Consider the following 15,872-nt stretch of genomic DNA (forward strand, 5'->3'; position numbering starts at 1 on the left):
AGATACCGGAGACCTCGCTACATCTCGAACACCGACACGCCAAGATCCTCACCCAACAGCTCAAGCCCTCGCACCGACTTCGACACAGGCCCTAGAGGGCTCGCTGCTCGCGCTACGGGGTGCGCAGCTCGACCAGGGTCACCTGCGGCGGGGCGCCGACCCGCACCGGCGGGCCCCAGAAGCCCGCTCCGTTCGTCACGTAGACCTTGGTGCCGTCCACCTCGCCCAGACCGGAAACCACCGGCTGCTGGAGCTTCACCGCCAGGTTGAACGGCACCATCTGGCCGCCGTGGGTGTGCCCGGAGAGTTGGAGGTCGACGCCGAACGTCGCCGCCTCGTGCGCGGCCACCGGCTGGTGCGCCAACAGCACCACCGGGCGGCTCGGATCGCGGTCGCCGAGGGCGGCGGCGTAGTCGGCCGGCGCGGCCAACCCGGTGCCGGCGGCGGTCACGTCGTTGACCCCGGCCAGGTCCAGCACTCCACCCCGGGCCCGGATCTCCTGCCGCTCGTTCTGCAGCACCCGCAGGCCGAGCCGGTCCACCTCGCGGACCCACTCCTCCACTCCGGAATAGTATTCGTGGTTTCCGGTCACGAAGAAGCTGCCGAACCGGGAGCGCAGGTCGCGCAGCGGTTCGGCAGCCTCGCCCAGCTCGGCCACCGTGCCGTCGACCAGGTCACCGACCACCGCCACCAGATCGGCGTCCAGGCGGTTGATCATGGCGACGATGCGCTCGGTGTGTGCCCTGCCACGCAGCGGCCCGAGGTGGATGTCGGAGACGGTCGCGATCCGTAGCCCGTCCATGCTCCGGGGCAGCTTGGCGAGCGGGATCCGGACCCGGTCCAGCCGGGGTGGGCCCATCGCGGTACGAACGCCGTACCCGGTGATGCCGGCGGCCGTGAGCCCGGCGAAGATCGCCGCACCGCGCGCGAGCAGCAGCCGGCGGGAAGGGTCGTGGCCCGCCGCCACGCCGCCGGCCGCCGCCACGCCGCCGGCCGCCGCCACGCCGCCGGTCGCCGCCACGCCGCCGGCCGGCGGGGCGTGGTCGGTGTCGTCGGCGGATCGCGTGTCGCGGGCGTCCGCGGGCGGCGGCCGGTCGTCGGCGGACCGCGCGCCATGGGCGTCCGCGGCCGGCGGCCGGTCGCCGGCGTCCACGGCGGGATGCCCGTCGCCGGTCGAGGAGGGCGCGTCGGCGGCGTTGCCGGCGCCCACAAGCGCCGGCTCGGGTTCCGGACCCACGGCGGTGGCCGACCGGGCGCGCCGGCGCAGGACGAGCCGCACCACAGCGGTCGGCACCTCAAGCACCAGCAGCAGCACCAGCAGGTAGAACATCAGAGCCAGCCAGAGGTAGCCCGGCCAGGCCAGCCAGTACCAGCCGTTCCGCGTGCCGGCAAGCGTCGCCGGCACCAGCAGCGCGAGCAGAAGCGCCGCCAACGCCCCGACCCGCCGCCACCGCCCCGGACGGGTGGTGTCCTTGACCAGCCGCTTCCACAGGTAGAAGTGGATCAGGCCGATGACGAGCACGACGAAACCCACGAATGTCGCCATCGCCAGCACGTCGGCCTCCCTCAGCCGCCCGCGAAGGGTGGCAGCACGTCCACCGTCACCCCGGCCGGCAACGATGCCCGACGATCATGACAGGACACGCCGTCCACCAGGAAACTCGCCGCCCTGAGCACCACCGCCAGGCGCTCGCCGTGCCGGTTGGCCAGGTCGTCGAGAAGCTCGTCCAGCGACCGGCCCGCGGGCACGGTCTCCTCGGCGCGGCCTGCCGCGGCACGTGCGCCGGCGAAATAGCGGACGGTCAGCTCCACCGTCACCCTCCGATCGCCGACATCGGCCGAACGGGCTGGAGGAAGGCTGGATCGTCGATGCCGTGCCCGGCCCGCTTGCCCCACATCGCGGTGCGCCAGCGTCGGGCCAGTTCCTCGTCGTCGGCACCGGCCCGCAGCGCGGCCCGGAGATCGGACTCGTCGGTGGCGAAGAGGCAGTTTCGCACCTGGCCGTCGGCGGTGAGCCGGGTGCGGTCGCAGTCGCCGCAGAACGGCCGGGTCACGCTGGCGATCACCCCGACCCGGGCCGGCCCGCCGTCCACCAGCCAGGTCTCGGCCGGCGCGGCCCCCCGCTCGGCCGGGTCGGCACGCAACTCGAACTCGGCGCGTAGGGCGGCCAGGATCTCGTCGGCGGTGACCATGGTCGACCGGTCCCAGCCGTGCTGGGCGTCAAGCGGCATCTGCTCGATGAACCGGAGCTGGTAGTCGTGTGCCAGGGCGAACCGGAGCAGCTTGGGCGCCTCGTCGTCGTTGACACCGCGCATCAGCACGGTGTTGATCTTCACCGGGGTCAGCCCGGCCGCCGCCGCGCCGGCCAACCCGGCGAGCACGTCGTCATGCCTGTCGCGCCGGGTCAACGTGGCGAAGCGGGCCCGGTCCAGCGTGTCAAGCGAGACGTTGACCCGGTCTACCCCGGCCGCGCGCAGCGCCGGCGCGAGCCGGGCCAGGCCGATGCCGTTCGTGGTCAGCGAGATCCGCGGGCGGGGCGACAACGCGGCGACGGCCGTCACGATCCCGGGCAGGCCGGGCCGGATCAGCGGCTCGCCGCCGGTGAACCGCACCTCGGTGATGCCGAGCCGACGCACCGCGACGGCGACCAGCCGGACGATCTCGTCGTCGGTCAGCAGTTGCGGGCCGGCCAACCAGGGCAGGCCCTCGGCCGGCATGCAGTAGGTGCAACGCAGGTTGCACTTGTCGGTCAGCGAGACCCGCAGGTCCCGGGCGACGCGGCCGTACCGGTCGGTGAGGACCCCGTCGGCCGTCGTCCGGGGGGCGGTCATCCCCCGACCGTAGCGCGTCGGACGCCACCCAGCGCGGCGCGTGCGGCGGCGACCACCGCGTCCGCGTACGCCGGTCCGAAGAGCGCGGTGTGCACCAGCAGCAGGTGCAGTTGGTGCAGCGGCACCCGCTCGCGCCAACCGTCGGCCAACGGCCAGGTCTCCCGGTAGGCGGCCAGGATCCGATCCAGCAGCGGCGGGCCACCGAAGAGCGCGAGCTGCGCCAGGTCGGTCTCGCGGTGGCCGCCGTGCGCGGCCGGATCGACCAACCAGACCCGGCCGTCGGCCCCCCAGAGCAGGTTGCCGGGCCAGAGGTCGCCGTGCACCCGGGCCGGCGGCTCGTCGCCGCCGCACTCGCCGATCCGGTCGACGACCTGTTCGACAAGCGCTGTCGCCTCCCCGGAGAGCGCGCCGCGGTCGACCGACATCCGCAGGTAAGGCAGGAGCCGGCGGCTGGCGAACCAGTCCGGCCACGGCCCCGGGTCGATGGTGTTGTCCTGTGGCAGCGCGCCGATGAACCCGGTCCACTCCGCGCCGAACGCGGGCGCGCCGGCTCGATGCAGCCCGGCCAGCCCGCGGCCGAACTCCGCCGCCGCCTCCGGGCTCGGCTCGCCCGGTTCCACCCAGTCGAGCGCCAGCAGCTCCGGCAGCGCGACAAGCACCTCCGGCACCGGAACCGCGTCGGCCCCGCGCAGCCAATGCAGGCCGGCCGCCTCGGCGGCGAAGAAGCCGTCGGGCACCCGCAGCGTCGCCCGTTCCGGCCACTTCTTGGCGAAGACGGAGTGCCCGTCGTCCAGGGTGAGCCGGGAAGCGGTGCAGACGTCGCCGCCGGAGACCGGGGTCTCCCGGATCCGCTGGTGGGTGAGGAAGGTCGGCAGGTGCTCCGGGTGTGCCCGCAGGTATGCCAGGTCCATGAGCGCAAGGTAGCCGGTGGCTGGGACATCCCGTGGGTGTTGTCGTGCCGCTACGGGGTGCCGATCGGCTCCCACCTGCGCCAATACGCTCCGTATCTGTGGACGGACCGCGTGTCGTCCACAGGGTCGGACGCGGTCGCCACCGACCACGCACGCTCCCGGCATGAACTCCACCGAGCGCCCCCGCCTCTCCGTCCGCTCGCCGGCCGACCTCGTCGTCGCCGTGCCCTACCTGCTCGGCTTCCATCCCACCGACAGCGTCGTGGTGGTCGCGATGCGGGGCCGGCGCGTGGTCTTCGCCGCCCGGGGCGACCTGCCCGCCCCGGGCGCCCAGCCCGGCCCGGCGGCCCGGCACCTGGCGCTTGTGGTGACGCGCCAGGACGTCGACGCCGCGACGGTCATCGGCTACGGCCCGGCCGCCCGGGTCACCGGCACCGTGGACGCGCTCGGCGAGGCGCTGGACGAGGCGGGGCTGATCGTCCTCGACGCCCTCCGGGTCACCGACGGTCGCTGGTGGTCCTACCTCTGCGACGAGCCCGCCTGCTGCCCGGCCGAGGGCACCCCCTACGACCCGGCAGCCAGCCAGGTCAGCGCGGCAGCGGTCTTCGCCGGCCAGGTCGCACTGCCCGACCGCGCCGCGCTGGCCGCGCAGGTGTCGCCGTTCGACGGCCCGGTCCGGCTCGCCCTGCGCCGGGCCACCGGACGGGCGCGCCGTCGACTGGCCGCACTCACCGGTGAGCCGATCGACAGCGCCTCGCCCGGTAGCGCTCCGGCCGGCAGCGCCTCGCCCGGTAGCGCTCCGGCCGGCAGCGCCTCGCCCGGTGGCGCTCCGGCCGGCAGCGAGCCGTCCGGTGTGGCGGCCGGCGGTGGCCGGGGCGGCGCGTCGCGGGCCGTCCGCTCGGCCGGGACGGCGGCGGTGCGGTCCGCGTTCCGGCGGCAGCGGCGCGGCGAGCGGCTCGACGACGACGAGGTGACCTGGCTGACCGTGCTCCTCACCGACCTCGCGGTACGCGACTACGCGTGGTCCCGCACCGACGGCCGGGACGCCGACATCAGCCTCTGGACCGACGTGCTGCGCCGGGCCGAGCCGGACCTGACCGCGGCGCCCGGCACACTGCTCGCGTTCGCCGCGTGGCGATCCGGGCACGGCGCACTGGCCGCGGTCGCCCTGGAACGAGTGCTCGCCGACCACCCCGACTACCCGCTCGCGGTGTTCCTCGACGACACGCTCCGCAGCGGGGTGCCCCCTTCCGAGCTGGACGGGTGGCCCGGCATCGCCGGCACATCAGTGCTCCGCCGCCGACGGCGTCGCCCTCCGCGTCGCTGAGCGCGCCGTCTCCCGCGTTTTGAGCTGGCCGCCTTCCGCCTCGTTGGGCTGGCCGTGTCCCGCGTCCCTGAGCCGGCCGTGTGTCGCGCGCTTGGCCCGGCGTCGGTCAAGCGGGCACGCGGTGGGCCCCGGTGTAGACGTTCATGGTCGGACCGCGCAGGAAACCGACAAGCGTCATACCCGCTTCCTCGGCCAGTTCGGCGGCGAGTGTGCTGGGCGCGGAGACCGCTGCCAGCAGCGGCACGCCCGCCATCCACGCCTTCTGGGTGAGCTCGAAGCTGGCCCGTCCGGACACCAGCAGCACGTGCCCGGCCAGCGGTAGCCGGTCCGCCCGGGCGGCCCACCCGACCACCTTGTCCACGGCGTTGTGCCGACCCACGTCCTCGCGCAGCACCAGCAGTTCCCCGTCGGCGTTGAAGAGCCCGGCGGCGTGCAGGCCGCCGGTGCGATCAAAGGCGCGCTGCGCGGCGCGTAGGCGGTCGGGCAGCCCGGCCAGCAACTCGGCGGTGACCTCCAGGGGATCTTCCCGTACGGCGAACCGTGAACGGGTGCGCACCGACTCGATGCTTGCCTTGCCGCACACCCCGCACGAACTGGTGGTGTAGAAATTGCGCGCCGGATCGGTGGCCGGCTCCGGTACGCCGGGGGAGAGCACCACGTCGACCACGTTGTAGGTGTTCGGGGTTTCCGCCCCGGCGCAGAGCTGCGCGGTGTGCACGTCCTCGGCGGACCGGATCAGCCCTTCGGTCAGCAGGAAGCCGATCGCCAGGTCCAAGTCGTCACCCGGGGTCCGCATGGTCACGGCGAGCGGTCGGCGCCGGTCGGGGCCGGCCGGCCCGACCCGGATCTCCAGCGGCTCCTCCACCGACAGGGTGTCCTGCCGACGGACCCGGAGCCGGCGGTCGTCCGTCGCCCCGAGGTCGATCCGCAGCACGCTACGCCGGTCTGTCGCCCGTCCCATGCCGCCATCCTCTCCCGCACGTCATCCCGCCCGCACCTTCACCCGTCCGCCCCGCCGCGTTTCCGCCTGCTTCCCCGTCCGCCCTTCGGCTCCGGGTGCCCACCCCCGGCCCCAGGCCGGTGCCCCCGTGCCCAGCCCCAGCCTCAGGGCCGGGCCCAGCCCGAGGCACGGGCCCGGTGCCCGTGCCCGTGCGCCGGGCTCTGGCCTCGGTGCCAGGGCTTCCGACGCCGCTCTGCCGTGTGCACCCTGCAACTGTGGCCACCTGAGCCAGGCAGATCTCACCGAGACGAGGGACGAGTGGAACGCGGCGGGTGTCAAAGACGGCCGGAGACACCCATGGCGTTCCACTCGGCCGCTGCTAGGTGACCTGAGAGATCACTCCGACGCCGGAGTCCCGTGCCTGCCGTTCTGCTCCACCGTCCGCCCTGCCTCAGGGGCGACCCACGCCAGCTCGGCGAGGTGGCGCTATCCGGCAGTCCTGGATACCGCCACCTCGGCGAGATGGAGTCGATCAAGCCTCGGGATACCGCCACTCCGGCGGAATGGAGTCGATCAACGCGCGGGTCGGCGCGCCACCTCGGCGAAAGGGGTCGATCAAGATCGGTGGTGGAGGGCCAGCTACCCGGTCACTGGACGGGGCCGTGGGTAGGGTGAGGTGATGACCGGGTACGCGGCGGTGCTGCTCGCCGGCGGTGCGGCCCGACGAATGGGCGGGGTGGACAAGCCCGCCCGGACGGTCGGCGGCCAGCCGATGCTGCATCGGGTGCTGGCCGCGGTGGCCGACGCGAGTGAGCGAATCGTGGTCGGCCCGCCCGGCAGTTCCGGCCCGCCGGGAGGCTCCGACCCGTCCTGCCCGCCGGGAGGCTCCGACCCGTCCGGCCCGCCGGAAGGCTCCGACCCGTCCGGCCCGCCGGAAGGCTCCGACCCGTCCGGAGGCCCCGGCCCGTTGCCGACGGGAGTGCGGGTGACCCGTGAGGAACCGCCCGGTGGAGGTCCGGTGGCCGCCACCGCGGCGGGACTGGCCCTGGTGCCTCCCGGTACGACCACGGTTGCCCTGCTCGCCGCCGACCTGCCGCTGCTCAACTCAGCGGCGGTGACCGAGTTGCGACTGGCGCTCGACGGGTCGACCGCGGGGGTGGCCTGTTACGTGGACGACGACGGTCGCCGGCAGCAGCTCTGCGGGGTGTGGCGGTTGGCGGCGCTGCGTACGGCCCTCGACCGGCTGGCGGCGGAGCGGGGTGGGACGGTCGCCGGTGCGCCGGTCCGCGGGTTGCTTGCCGGCGTCACGGTCCGCGAGGTGACGTGGTCCGGCACCGGGCCGCCACCGTGGTTCGACTGCGACACTGACGAGGACGTACGCCGGGCCGAGGGGTGGACGAGATGACGCTGTTGGACGACTGGGTCACCGCGGCCTGTGCCGAGCTGGAGCTGGACCCGGCCGAGGTGCCGGTGTCGGCGGTGCTCGACGTGGCCCGGGACGTGGCACACCAGGTGCTCCGGCCGGGTGCGCCGGTCAGCGCGTACCTCCTGGGGGTGGCTGTGGGGCGCGGCGCGGATCCGACCGCGGCGGCTGCCCGGCTCAGCGCGCTCGCGGGTTCCTGGCCGGTGGAGTTGGACGGGACCACGGGGGCGAAGTAGCCCGGTCCGGTGAAGGTACCTCTGGGTAGGGTGGCGGGAACGGACGGAGGCGATCATGACGGCAGACCACCCCTCGGCGCCGGTCGACAAGCCTGCCGGCGGCATGCCGGAGCAGCACGAGTCGATCCTGCTCGACGAGCCGACCACGGCCGATCTGCGAGCCAAGGTGACGGAGGCCTGGCGGGAGTTCGCCCGGGCGCTCGCCGACCGGCTGCGCGGGCTGCCGGCCGGTGGGCACCTGGAGGTGACGCTCGACCCGACCGCCTCCGGCACCGGGGACGCCGTCTATTCGGTGAGCGCCGACGCCGCCGAGGGCGGTCGCCTGTCGGCCCGGGCGGTCGGCAACGCCACGCTCCCGCCGGGGTTCCGGCTGGACCGGGGGGCGGTGGCGGACATGGTGGCGCTGGGCTGGTCGCCGCCCGGCGTGGTGCCGGGCTCCGGCGAGCAGTTCGGCCTGGACTGCGGCGGCGACGAGGCCACCCGGTTGTCGGCCGTGCTCTCCCGGACGCTGCGCGACGTCTACGGTGCCCCGCATCCCGCGTTCCTGGTCTACCTGGTGCAGGACGCCGACGGTGAGCCGCTGGCGGTGGAACCGCTCGGCACCGCCCGGGGCGAGTTCGGCCAGGATGGGGGCTCCGAGGCCGACCTCGACGAGGCGTTGGCCGCCGCGGCGGCAGCCCAGGCGGACGAGAACGACGTGCTGGCGCTGGAGGAGCGGGTCCGCACGGTCGTCTCGACGATGTTGAAGTCGAGTTCCGACCAGGTGCAGGTCGACTCCGACGGTGACATCAACATCCGGGCCGGCTCGGCCATGGTGTTCGTGCGGGTCCGTGACAATCCGCCGCTCGTCGACGTCTTCTCGCCGGTGTTGACCGAGGTCGAGCCGACCGAGCGGCTCTACGTGAAGCTCTCCGAGCTGACCAACCGGATGCCGATCGGGCGGCTCTACTGCGCCGACGACACGGTCTGGGCGTCCATCCCGGTCTTCGGCCGCAACTTCCAGGCCACCCATCTGATGCTCGCGGTGCAGGTGATGACCGGTCTCGCCGACGAGCTCGACGACCGGTTGCACGGCGAGTTCGGCGGCAAGCGTTTCTTCGGTGAGGGCGACAAGCCGGCCCGGGCGCAGGAGCACCGCACCGGCATGTACCTCTGACGCCGGGCCGCCGCCGGCGACGATGCCCGCCACCGACGACGGCAAGCCCAGGTCAATGGAGGTCGAGCAGGGTCTTGCCGACCGTGGACCGGGCCTCGATGGCGGCGTGTGCGTCAGCGGCCCGCTCCAGCGGGTAGCGCTGGGCGATCAGCGGCCGGAGCCGGCCGGCGGCGGCCATGGCGAGCGCCTCCTCGGTGAGTTGGCGCAGTTCTTCCGGCCGGGGTCGGGGGCGCAGCAGGGCCACCCCACGGTCGGCGGCGAGGTCGGCCGGGACGTCCGCCCAGGCGCCGCCGGCCAGCCCGAAGCTGAGCATCCGCCCGCGGCGATCGAGCAGGTCGAACGCCTCCCGGGCGAGCGGCCCGCCGATGCCGTCGAAGACCACGTCGACGCCGCCCACGGCGGCCCGGACCTGGTCGGTCCAGCCGGGCTCCCGGTAGTCGACCACCACGTCGAGCATGCCGGCGCGGAGCATGGTGACCTTCTCGGGACCGCCGGCGGCGGCCACGACCGTGGCGCCGGCCCGCATCACCTCCTGCACAAGCAGCGTGCCGACGCCGCCGGCTGCCGCCTCGACCAGGACCCGGTCGCCCGGCCGCAGCTCCGCCGCCCGGACCAGCATCAGGGCGGTCCGGCCGTCGGCCATGACCGCCACCGCCGCGTCCAGCGGCAACCCCGGGGGTACGGGGATGGGCGCGTCCTGGTCGACGACGACGCGCTCGGCGTACCCGCCGGTGCCGCCGGTGGCGGTGACGACGGACCGGCCGACGAGCGCCGGATCGACACCGGGGCCGACGGCGGTGATGGTGCCGCCGACGCCGTTGCCGGGGATCAGCGGCGGGTCGGCGGTGAACGGCCCGAATCCGGTGGCCCGGAACATCGTCTCGACGAAGGTGATGTTGGCGTGCGCGACCTCGACGAGCACCTGGCCCGGCCCGGGTGCCGGGTCGGGCGCCGGGCCCGGTACGAGCACCTCCGGTCCGCCGAACTGCCGCAGCCACACCGCACGCATCGCGCCCCCTCAGCCTGTCGCTTCTGTGGAGTCAACGACGTGAAGCGGGGTTCAGGTCAAGCCGTGGACGGCCCGACGCCTGGGGATTCGACGAGCCGGGACAGCACGATGGTGCTGCGGGAGGACGTGACGAACGATTCGGCCCGCAGCCGTTCCAGCGCGTCCTCCAGGTGGGAGATGTCGGCGGCGCGTAGGTGTACGAGCGCGTCCGCCTCGCCGGAGACGGTGTAGGCGCCGACCACCTCGGGGTGCCGGCGGGCCGCGACGCCGATCTGGGCCGGCGTGGTGCGTCCGGCGCAGAACAGTTCGACGAACGCCTCGGTGGTCCATCCCACGGCGGCCGGGTCGACGACCGCGGTGAAGCCGCGGATCACCCCGGTCGCGCGTAGCCGGTCGACGCGTCGCTTGACCGCCGGGGCGGAGAGTGACACCCGGGTGCCGATGTCCGCGTACGAGGCGCGGGCGTCCGCCACGAGTAACGCAATGATTCGCTGGTCTACCGCGTCTATCTGCAACGTTCCGCCTTTGGGAAGCAATGGTTGTGGCTGTTACCAAAGTTCTAACGTACCTACTCTTGGTGACCGTGAACCAGCAGCGAGTCTCGCGAAAGCGGACATATCTCATGTGCTCGCCCGAGCACTTCGCGGTCGAGTACGCGATCAACCCGTGGATGGACGTCACCACCCCGGTCGACGCCGACCTGGCGGTCAAGCAGTGGGACCGGCTCCGCGAGACGCTGCTCGGGCTCGGCCACGAGGTGCACCTGCTGACCCCCGGGGCGGGCCTGCCGGACATGGTCTTCGCGGCGAACGGGGCCTTCGTGGTCGACGGCACCGCCTACGGCGCCCGGTTCAAGCACGAGCAGCGGGCCGCCGAGGCCGCCGCGCACCGGGAGTTCTACGAGGGGCAGGGCTGGCGGTTCCTCGCGCCGAGCGAGACCAACGAGGGTGAGGGCGACTTCGCGTACCTGCCGGAGGCGCACGGTGGGCTGATCCTCGCCGGCCACGGCTTCCGTACCGAGCGGGCCGCGCACGCCGAGGCGCAGGAGGCGCTCGGCCGGCCGGTGGTCTCGCTGCGCCTGGTCGACCCGCGCTTCTACCACCTGGACGTGGCGCTCGCCTCGATCGACGACGGGAACATCGCCTACTACCCGGGGGCCTTCTCCGCGGCCAGCCAGCGGGTGTTGCACCAGCTCTTCCCGGACGCGGTCGTGGCGGACGACGAGGACGCCCTGGCGTTCGGCCTGAACCTGGTCAGCGACGGGCTCAACGTGGTGCTGAACAACGAGGCCACCCGGCTGGCCGGCACGTTGAGGGCGGCCGGCTACCAGCCGGTCCCGGTGGAGCTGGCCGAGCTGAAGAAGGGCGGCGGCAGCGTGAAGTGCTGTGTCGCCGAGCTGCGGCACTGACGCGCGGTACGAAGCGAGGGGCGGTCTCCCGGCGGGGAGACCGCCCCTCGTCGCGTCAGCCGAGCGTGGCCAGCTCGTTGATCACCACGTTGGAGAGCATCCGGCCGTCGAGCTGAACCTTGCGCAGGTACCACTTCTGCTGCGGGGTACGCGGCTGGTTGAACTGCCAGGAGCCGCGCGGGCTGTCGATCTGGCCGATCTTGCCGAGCGCCAGGTTGACCTGCGTCGGGTTCGGGTCCCCGTCGATCAGCCGGATCGCCTTGTCCAGCACCTGCGCGGCGTCGTACGAGGCCATCGCGTAGGTGGTCGGCGAGGTGTTGAACGTCTTGCGGTACGCGGAGGCGAACACCCGGTTCGCGGTGTTGTTCAGGTCGGCCGAGTAGTTGAGCGCGGTCTCGATGCCGTGCTCCTCGATCAGCCGCCGGTCCCGGCCCTTCTCGCCGTCGTCGAGCTGGTCGAGGACGGTGCCCTCGGTGAGGAACCCGGGCGCGTAGATCGGCCCCCGGTAGCCACCGTCGTAGAGCTGCTTGACGAACTGCACGGCCTGCGGGCCGGTGTAGTGGCAGAAGACCGCGTCCGGGTTGCGGCCCAGCGCCTTGCTGATCGGCCCGGCGTAGACGGACTTGCCCGGATTGGCGTAGTCGGGGGTGTAGATCGGCTCATCGCTGAGCCGGCGACCCACCTCGTAGCCGCGCCGCAGCCCGTCGACGACGTCCCGGCCGCCGGAGCCCTGGGTGGCGAAGATGGCGATCCGGCTCGACGGGTCCAGGGTCCGGCGCAGGTATTCGCCGAGTGCCACACCGGGCTCGTCGAGCACGTACGAGGTGCGCCAGATGTAGAGGACGCCCTTGAGCGCGGAGGGGGAGGCGTTGGAGCCGATCAGCGGCACGCGGGCCGCCTCCACGGCATCCCGGATGCCGGTCATGACGGTCGGGCTGACCACGCCGGTGAGCGCGAGCACACCCTCCTTCAGGAGGCGGTCGACGGCGGCCTTGCCGGTGGCGGCGGTGTCACCCTCCTCGGCCGGCACCACCGTGACCGGGTGCCCGCCGAGCTGCTGCCCGTGCGTGCTGAGGAAGAGCTGGAAGCCGTTGGTGACGTCGTCGCCGATGGCCTTGTTCGGGCCGCTGCCGGGCGCGATCAACCCGATCTTGATCGGGCTGCCGGCCGCGGGTTCCTCCGTGGAGTCGTCGCCGGAGCCGCCGCAGCCGGCCGCGAACCCGGTGGCGCCGAGCGCGCCCAGCAGTTGCAGGGCCCGCCTGCGGTTCATCTGTGCCACCGAAAATTCCTCCCCGCCGGGGGTGGCCATGGTGCACACCCCATCGGCGTTCTACCTGGTCGTCGACGCTGCGTCAATGCCCGGACGATCACGGTGAAAGGGACCGCAATTCCTCGACCACCCGGGGCCAAGCCGCCGAATCCGGCGCGATCAACCCGAAGTGCTCGCATCCCGCCAGCTCAACCAGTATGGCGGTGCCACCGGCCGCCCGATCGGCGGCCACCCAGGAGCGGCTCGTCGACACCGGAACCTGCTTGTCGAGCGTTCCGTGCATCACTACCGTGCGTGGCTGGACCGGTACCAGCGCCGACGGATCCGTGGCCGCGTACCGGTCCGGGACGTCCGCCGGTCCGCCGCCGAGCAGCGCGGCCACCGCCCCGCCGTCCAGGTCCAGCCGGTACGCCTCGGCGAGGTCCGCGATCGGGGCCAGCGAGAGCACGCCGCCGACGGTGTCCGGGGCGTGCGCGGCCACGTACAGCGCCAGGTGACCGCCGGCCGAGTGACCGACCAGGATCGGTGGGGCGGGCGCCACCCGGCCGGGCAGCGCGGCGGCGGCCAGCCCCGGCAGCGCGGCGACCCCGGCGCGTACGTCGGTGAGCGTGTTCGGCCAGCCGCCGCCCGGCTGGCCGGTCCGGCGGTATTCGAGCTGGGCCACCGGATGACCGAGCGCGGCCAGTGCCGTGGCCATCGGGCCGGTGTGGGCGCGGTCGTACTCCGCCCGCCAGAAGCCGCCGTGCACGACGACCACAAGTGGCCGGGCCGGGCCGTCACCGGCCGGGCGGCGCAGGTCGGCGCACTGGTCCGGGTGGTCGCCGTAGGCGACCGTGGCGTCCGGCGGCGGAGCCGGCCGGGTCAGCACGTCACGCGGGTCGCTTGGCATGCGGGGACGGTAGCCTGCGCGGTCCTGCGCGCGTGCGCGTGGTCGGCGTGGGTAAAGATGGGTGCCATGACCGAAGCACACCCCGGCGGACACGACGAACAGGGCAACGATGGCATCCCCGGCACCGTGGTGGTGGTCGGGCCGGACGGCCGACCGGTCGGCACGGTGCAGACCGACGAGGGCAAGGGTGAGGACCCGACCCGTCTGGTCGAGCAGCCGGCCAAGGTGATGCGGATCGGCAGCATGATCAAGCAGTTGTTGGAGGAGGTGAAGTCCGCTCCGCTCGACGACGCCAGCCGGCACCGGATGCGTGAGATCCACGAACGCTCGATCGTCGAGCTGAAGGAGGGGCTCGCCCCGGAGCTGCGCGAGGAGCTGGAGCGGATCTCGCTGCCGTTCACCGAGCAGCAGGCGCCGAGCGAGGGTGAGCTGCGCATCGCCCACGCCCAACTGGTCGGCTGGTTGGAAGGGCTGTTCCACGGCATCCAGGCCGCGCTTGTCGCCCAGCAGATGGCCGCCCGCGTCCAACTGGAGCAGATGCGCTCCGGCCGGCAGGCGCTACCGAGCGGTCCGGGCGGTCCGGGCGGGGTGATCCCCGGCATGCCCGGCATGCCCGGCACCGAGGGCCACGCTCCCGGCCAGTACCTGTGACGCGCCGGCCGGGGCGCGCGACGCGCCCCGGCCGGTCAGTCCACCCCGAAGACCTTCTCCAGGTACGCGGCGACGCCGTCGGCGGTGTTCGCCCCGGTCACCTCGTCCGCGATCTCCCGCACGGCCGGGTGGGCGTTGGCGACCGCCACCGCCCGACCGGCCCAGGTCAGCATCGGCACGTCGTTCGGCATGTCGCCGAAGGCCAGCACGTCCCGTTCGTCGATGCCCAGCCGGGCCGCGTACCAGGCCAGGCCGGCCGCCTTCGTCACACCGGCGGCGGAGATCTCGATCAGGCCGCTGTAGGACGAGTGGGTGGCCTCGGCCAGCCCTTCCAGCGCGCCGGCCACCACCCGTACGAACACGTCCGGGTCCTGTTCCCCGGCCCGGGCCAGCAGCTTCACCGCGGGCGCGGCGAGCAGCTCCGCCGGCGACTCGACGGCCCGGATGGCGTCCGCGTCGGCGTCCCAGCGCAGCGGGTAGTGCGCCTCGTGCCGCATCTGCCGGCTGTCCACGATCTCCACCGCGAAGCTCACCCCGGGCACCTCGGCCCGGAGCCGCCGGGCCACCTCGGCCAGCAGCTCCGGGGCGAGCGGGTCGGCGCGTAGCACCTCGTCGGCGACCGGGTCGTACACCACCGCCCCGTTGGCGCAGATCGCCGGCAGCGGCTCGGGGAGCTGGTCGTACACGAGTTGGAGCCAGCGGATCGGACGGCCGGTGACAAGCACGACAGGCGTGCCGGCGGCGGCGATCCGGGTCAGCACCGCGGCGGTACGCGGGCTGAGCGTCCGGTCGTCCCGCAGCAGCGTGCCGTCGATGTCGGTGGCGACGAGTCGAGGTGGCTCTCCCATCACCGGGAGAGTAGTCGGTCCAGGTAGACCGCGACGCCGTCGTCGTCGTTGCGCAGGGTGATCTCGTCCGCGGCGGCGCGCAGCTCGGGGTGGGCGTTCGCCACCGCCACCCGCGCCCAGCCGGCCCAGCCGAACATCGGCAGGTCGTTGGGTTGGTCGCCGAAGACGAGCACGTCCGCCGGGTCCACGCCGAGCCGGTCGGCGACCACGCTCAGCCCGGTGGCCTTGTCCACCCCGGGCGGGCAGATCTCGACGAAGCCGAGCCCGGCCTGGGTGAGCGTGGCCGTGTCCGGCGAGACGATCCGGCGGGCCTCGGCCAGCAGCTCGTCGACGTGGTGGTCCTCGGTCCGGACGAACGCCTTGACCACGTCGCAGGCGAGACATTCCGCCCGGCTGCGCGCCTCGAACCGCTCCGGATAGGGCCAGCTCGGGTGGTAGTCGCCCCAGAGCGGCGTGTCGTGCTCGCCGGACGCCTCCACCATCACGGTGAGCGGGCCGACGGCGGCCTCCAGGTCGGTGAGGAGACGGGTGAGCACCTCGCCGGGGAGACGCTCGTCACGCAGCACCAGCGGGCCGGCGGGGTCGCTCTGGTCGACCACCCAACCACCGCCGGCCATCACCAGGAAGTCGGCGGCACGGATGTCGTTGCGGCTCAGCTCGGCCAGCCGAGGTCCGCGCCCGGTGGCGCCGACCACCGGGATTCCGGCGGCCCGCACCCGGTCCAGCACCCCGTGGGTGTACGCGGACACGGTGTCGTCGCTGCGGACGAGCGTGCCGTCGAGGTCGGTGGCGATCAGCTTGGGCAGGCCCGGGCGGGTCATGGCTCCTCCTTCGCCCCGCCGCCGTCACGCCTGCTGACCAGGTCCTTCGTGCCGTGACCATGGGACGGCGGGCAGCAACCGTATCTCGCCGCGCAGGGGCCATCCATGGCATTCCGGCGAATCGACCGCGAATCCCCGGCGGCGATCGGGTG

General features: G+C 73.6%; 17 protein-coding genes. 6 read left to right on the forward strand and 11 right to left on the reverse strand.

Features of this window, described 5'->3' with window-relative positions; translation table 11 throughout:
- Nucleotides 1-112 precede the first annotated feature (112 nt).
- From SM450_RS27410 to SM450_RS27425, 4 genes are read right to left on the reverse strand one after another with little or no spacing between them, the layout of a single operon-like run.
- Nucleotides 113-1,555, reverse strand: a complete 1,443-nt coding sequence (locus SM450_RS27410; RefSeq protein WP_474622667.1) for a metallophosphoesterase — start codon at nt 1,553-1,555, stop codon at nt 113-115.
- An 11-nt stretch (nt 1,556-1,566) separates the two neighbouring features.
- The gene (locus SM450_RS27415; protein WP_474622668.1) at nt 1,567-1,818 is read right to left on the reverse strand and encodes a MoaD/ThiS family protein; all 252 of its coding nucleotides are present in this window, start codon (nt 1,816-1,818) and stop codon (nt 1,567-1,569) included.
- Nucleotides 1,815-2,831: a GTP 3',8-cyclase MoaA gene (gene moaA / locus SM450_RS27420; RefSeq protein WP_474622669.1), complete on the reverse strand. Its 1,017-nt coding sequence runs from the start codon at nt 2,829-2,831 to the stop codon at nt 1,815-1,817. Before moaA ends, SM450_RS27415 begins: the two co-directional genes overlap by 4 nt.
- Nucleotides 2,828-3,742 (reverse strand): fructosamine kinase family protein, encoded by a 915-nt coding sequence (locus SM450_RS27425; protein ID WP_474622670.1) that lies wholly within the window; start codon nt 3,740-3,742, stop codon nt 2,828-2,830. The genes moaA and SM450_RS27425 overlap by 4 nt, the downstream gene beginning before the upstream one ends.
- A 163-nt stretch (nt 3,743-3,905) precedes the next feature.
- Between SM450_RS27425 and SM450_RS27430 the strand changes: the two genes are divergently transcribed.
- Nucleotides 3,906-5,069: a DUF4192 domain-containing protein gene (locus SM450_RS27430; protein ID WP_474622671.1), complete on the forward strand. Its 1,164-nt coding sequence runs from the start codon at nt 3,906-3,908 to the stop codon at nt 5,067-5,069.
- Between the two features lie 106 nt (nt 5,070-5,175).
- Here the strand turns inward: SM450_RS27430 and fdhD are convergent, their stop codons facing one another.
- Nucleotides 5,176-6,030, reverse strand: coding sequence for a formate dehydrogenase accessory sulfurtransferase FdhD (gene fdhD, locus SM450_RS27435; protein ID WP_474622672.1), 855 nt, complete (start codon nt 6,028-6,030; stop codon nt 5,176-5,178).
- A 676-nt stretch (nt 6,031-6,706) separates the two neighbouring features.
- On the opposite strand from fdhD, the gene mobA reads away from it, so the two are divergent.
- Genes mobA through SM450_RS27450 form a run of 3 tightly spaced genes read left to right on the forward strand, consistent with a single transcriptional unit; the run spans nt 6,707 to nt 8,824 of the window.
- Nucleotides 6,707-7,414: a molybdenum cofactor guanylyltransferase gene (gene mobA / locus SM450_RS27440; protein ID WP_474622759.1), complete on the forward strand. Its 708-nt coding sequence runs from the start codon at nt 6,707-6,709 to the stop codon at nt 7,412-7,414.
- Nucleotides 7,411-7,668: a DUF6457 domain-containing protein gene (locus SM450_RS27445; protein ID WP_474622673.1), complete on the forward strand. Its 258-nt coding sequence runs from the start codon at nt 7,411-7,413 to the stop codon at nt 7,666-7,668. The genes mobA and SM450_RS27445 overlap by 4 nt, the downstream gene beginning before the upstream one ends.
- Before the next feature lie 55 nt (nt 7,669-7,723).
- Nucleotides 7,724-8,824, forward strand: a complete 1,101-nt coding sequence (locus SM450_RS27450) for a T3SS (YopN, CesT) and YbjN peptide-binding chaperone 1 (RefSeq protein ID WP_474622674.1) — start codon at nt 7,724-7,726, stop codon at nt 8,822-8,824.
- 52 nt (nt 8,825-8,876) lie between these two features.
- Here the strand turns inward: SM450_RS27450 and SM450_RS27455 are convergent, their stop codons facing one another.
- Entirely contained in the window at nt 8,877-9,833 is a 957-nt protein-coding gene (locus tag SM450_RS27455) for a zinc-binding dehydrogenase (RefSeq protein ID WP_474622675.1), read from the reverse strand.
- A 56-nt stretch (nt 9,834-9,889) separates the two neighbouring features.
- Nucleotides 9,890-10,348, reverse strand: a complete 459-nt coding sequence (locus SM450_RS27460) for an Lrp/AsnC family transcriptional regulator (RefSeq protein ID WP_474622676.1) — start codon at nt 10,346-10,348, stop codon at nt 9,890-9,892.
- Between the two features lie 59 nt (nt 10,349-10,407).
- On the opposite strand from SM450_RS27460, the gene ddaH reads away from it, so the two are divergent.
- Nucleotides 10,408-11,241, forward strand: coding sequence for a dimethylargininase (ddaH, locus tag SM450_RS27465; RefSeq protein WP_474622677.1), 834 nt, complete (start codon nt 10,408-10,410; stop codon nt 11,239-11,241).
- 55 nt (nt 11,242-11,296) lie between these two features.
- Here ddaH and SM450_RS27470 read toward each other — a convergent pair whose 3' ends face one another.
- Together SM450_RS27470 and SM450_RS27475 are read right to left on the reverse strand one after the other, a co-directional pair.
- Nucleotides 11,297-12,520 carry an ABC transporter substrate-binding protein gene (locus SM450_RS27470; RefSeq protein WP_474622678.1) on the reverse strand — a complete coding sequence of 408 codons (1,224 nt, stop codon included), beginning with the start codon at nt 12,518-12,520 and terminating at the stop codon, nt 11,297-11,299.
- Between the two features lie 88 nt (nt 12,521-12,608).
- Nucleotides 12,609-13,400: an alpha/beta hydrolase family protein gene (locus tag SM450_RS27475; protein WP_474622679.1), complete on the reverse strand. Its 792-nt coding sequence runs from the start codon at nt 13,398-13,400 to the stop codon at nt 12,609-12,611.
- A gap of 57 nt (nt 13,401-13,457) precedes the next feature.
- Between SM450_RS27475 and SM450_RS27480 the strand changes: the two genes are divergently transcribed.
- Complete coding sequence (locus tag SM450_RS27480) at nt 13,458-14,051, forward strand: bacterial proteasome activator family protein (RefSeq protein WP_474622680.1); 594 nt, start codon at nt 13,458-13,460, stop codon at nt 14,049-14,051.
- 35 nt (nt 14,052-14,086) lie between these two features.
- On the opposite strand, the gene SM450_RS27485 is transcribed toward SM450_RS27480, so the two are convergent.
- Together SM450_RS27485 and SM450_RS27490 are read right to left on the reverse strand one after the other, a co-directional pair.
- Nucleotides 14,087-14,899, reverse strand: coding sequence for an HAD family hydrolase (locus SM450_RS27485; RefSeq protein ID WP_474622681.1), 813 nt, complete (start codon nt 14,897-14,899; stop codon nt 14,087-14,089).
- A complete protein-coding gene (locus SM450_RS27490) occupies nt 14,899-15,720 on the reverse strand; it encodes an HAD family hydrolase (RefSeq protein WP_474622682.1) in 822 nt (273 codons plus the stop codon). The genes SM450_RS27485 and SM450_RS27490 overlap by 1 nt, the downstream gene beginning before the upstream one ends.
- Nucleotides 15,721-15,872: the final 152 nt, after the last annotated feature.

This window comes from Micromonospora marincola (assembly GCF_056150385.1).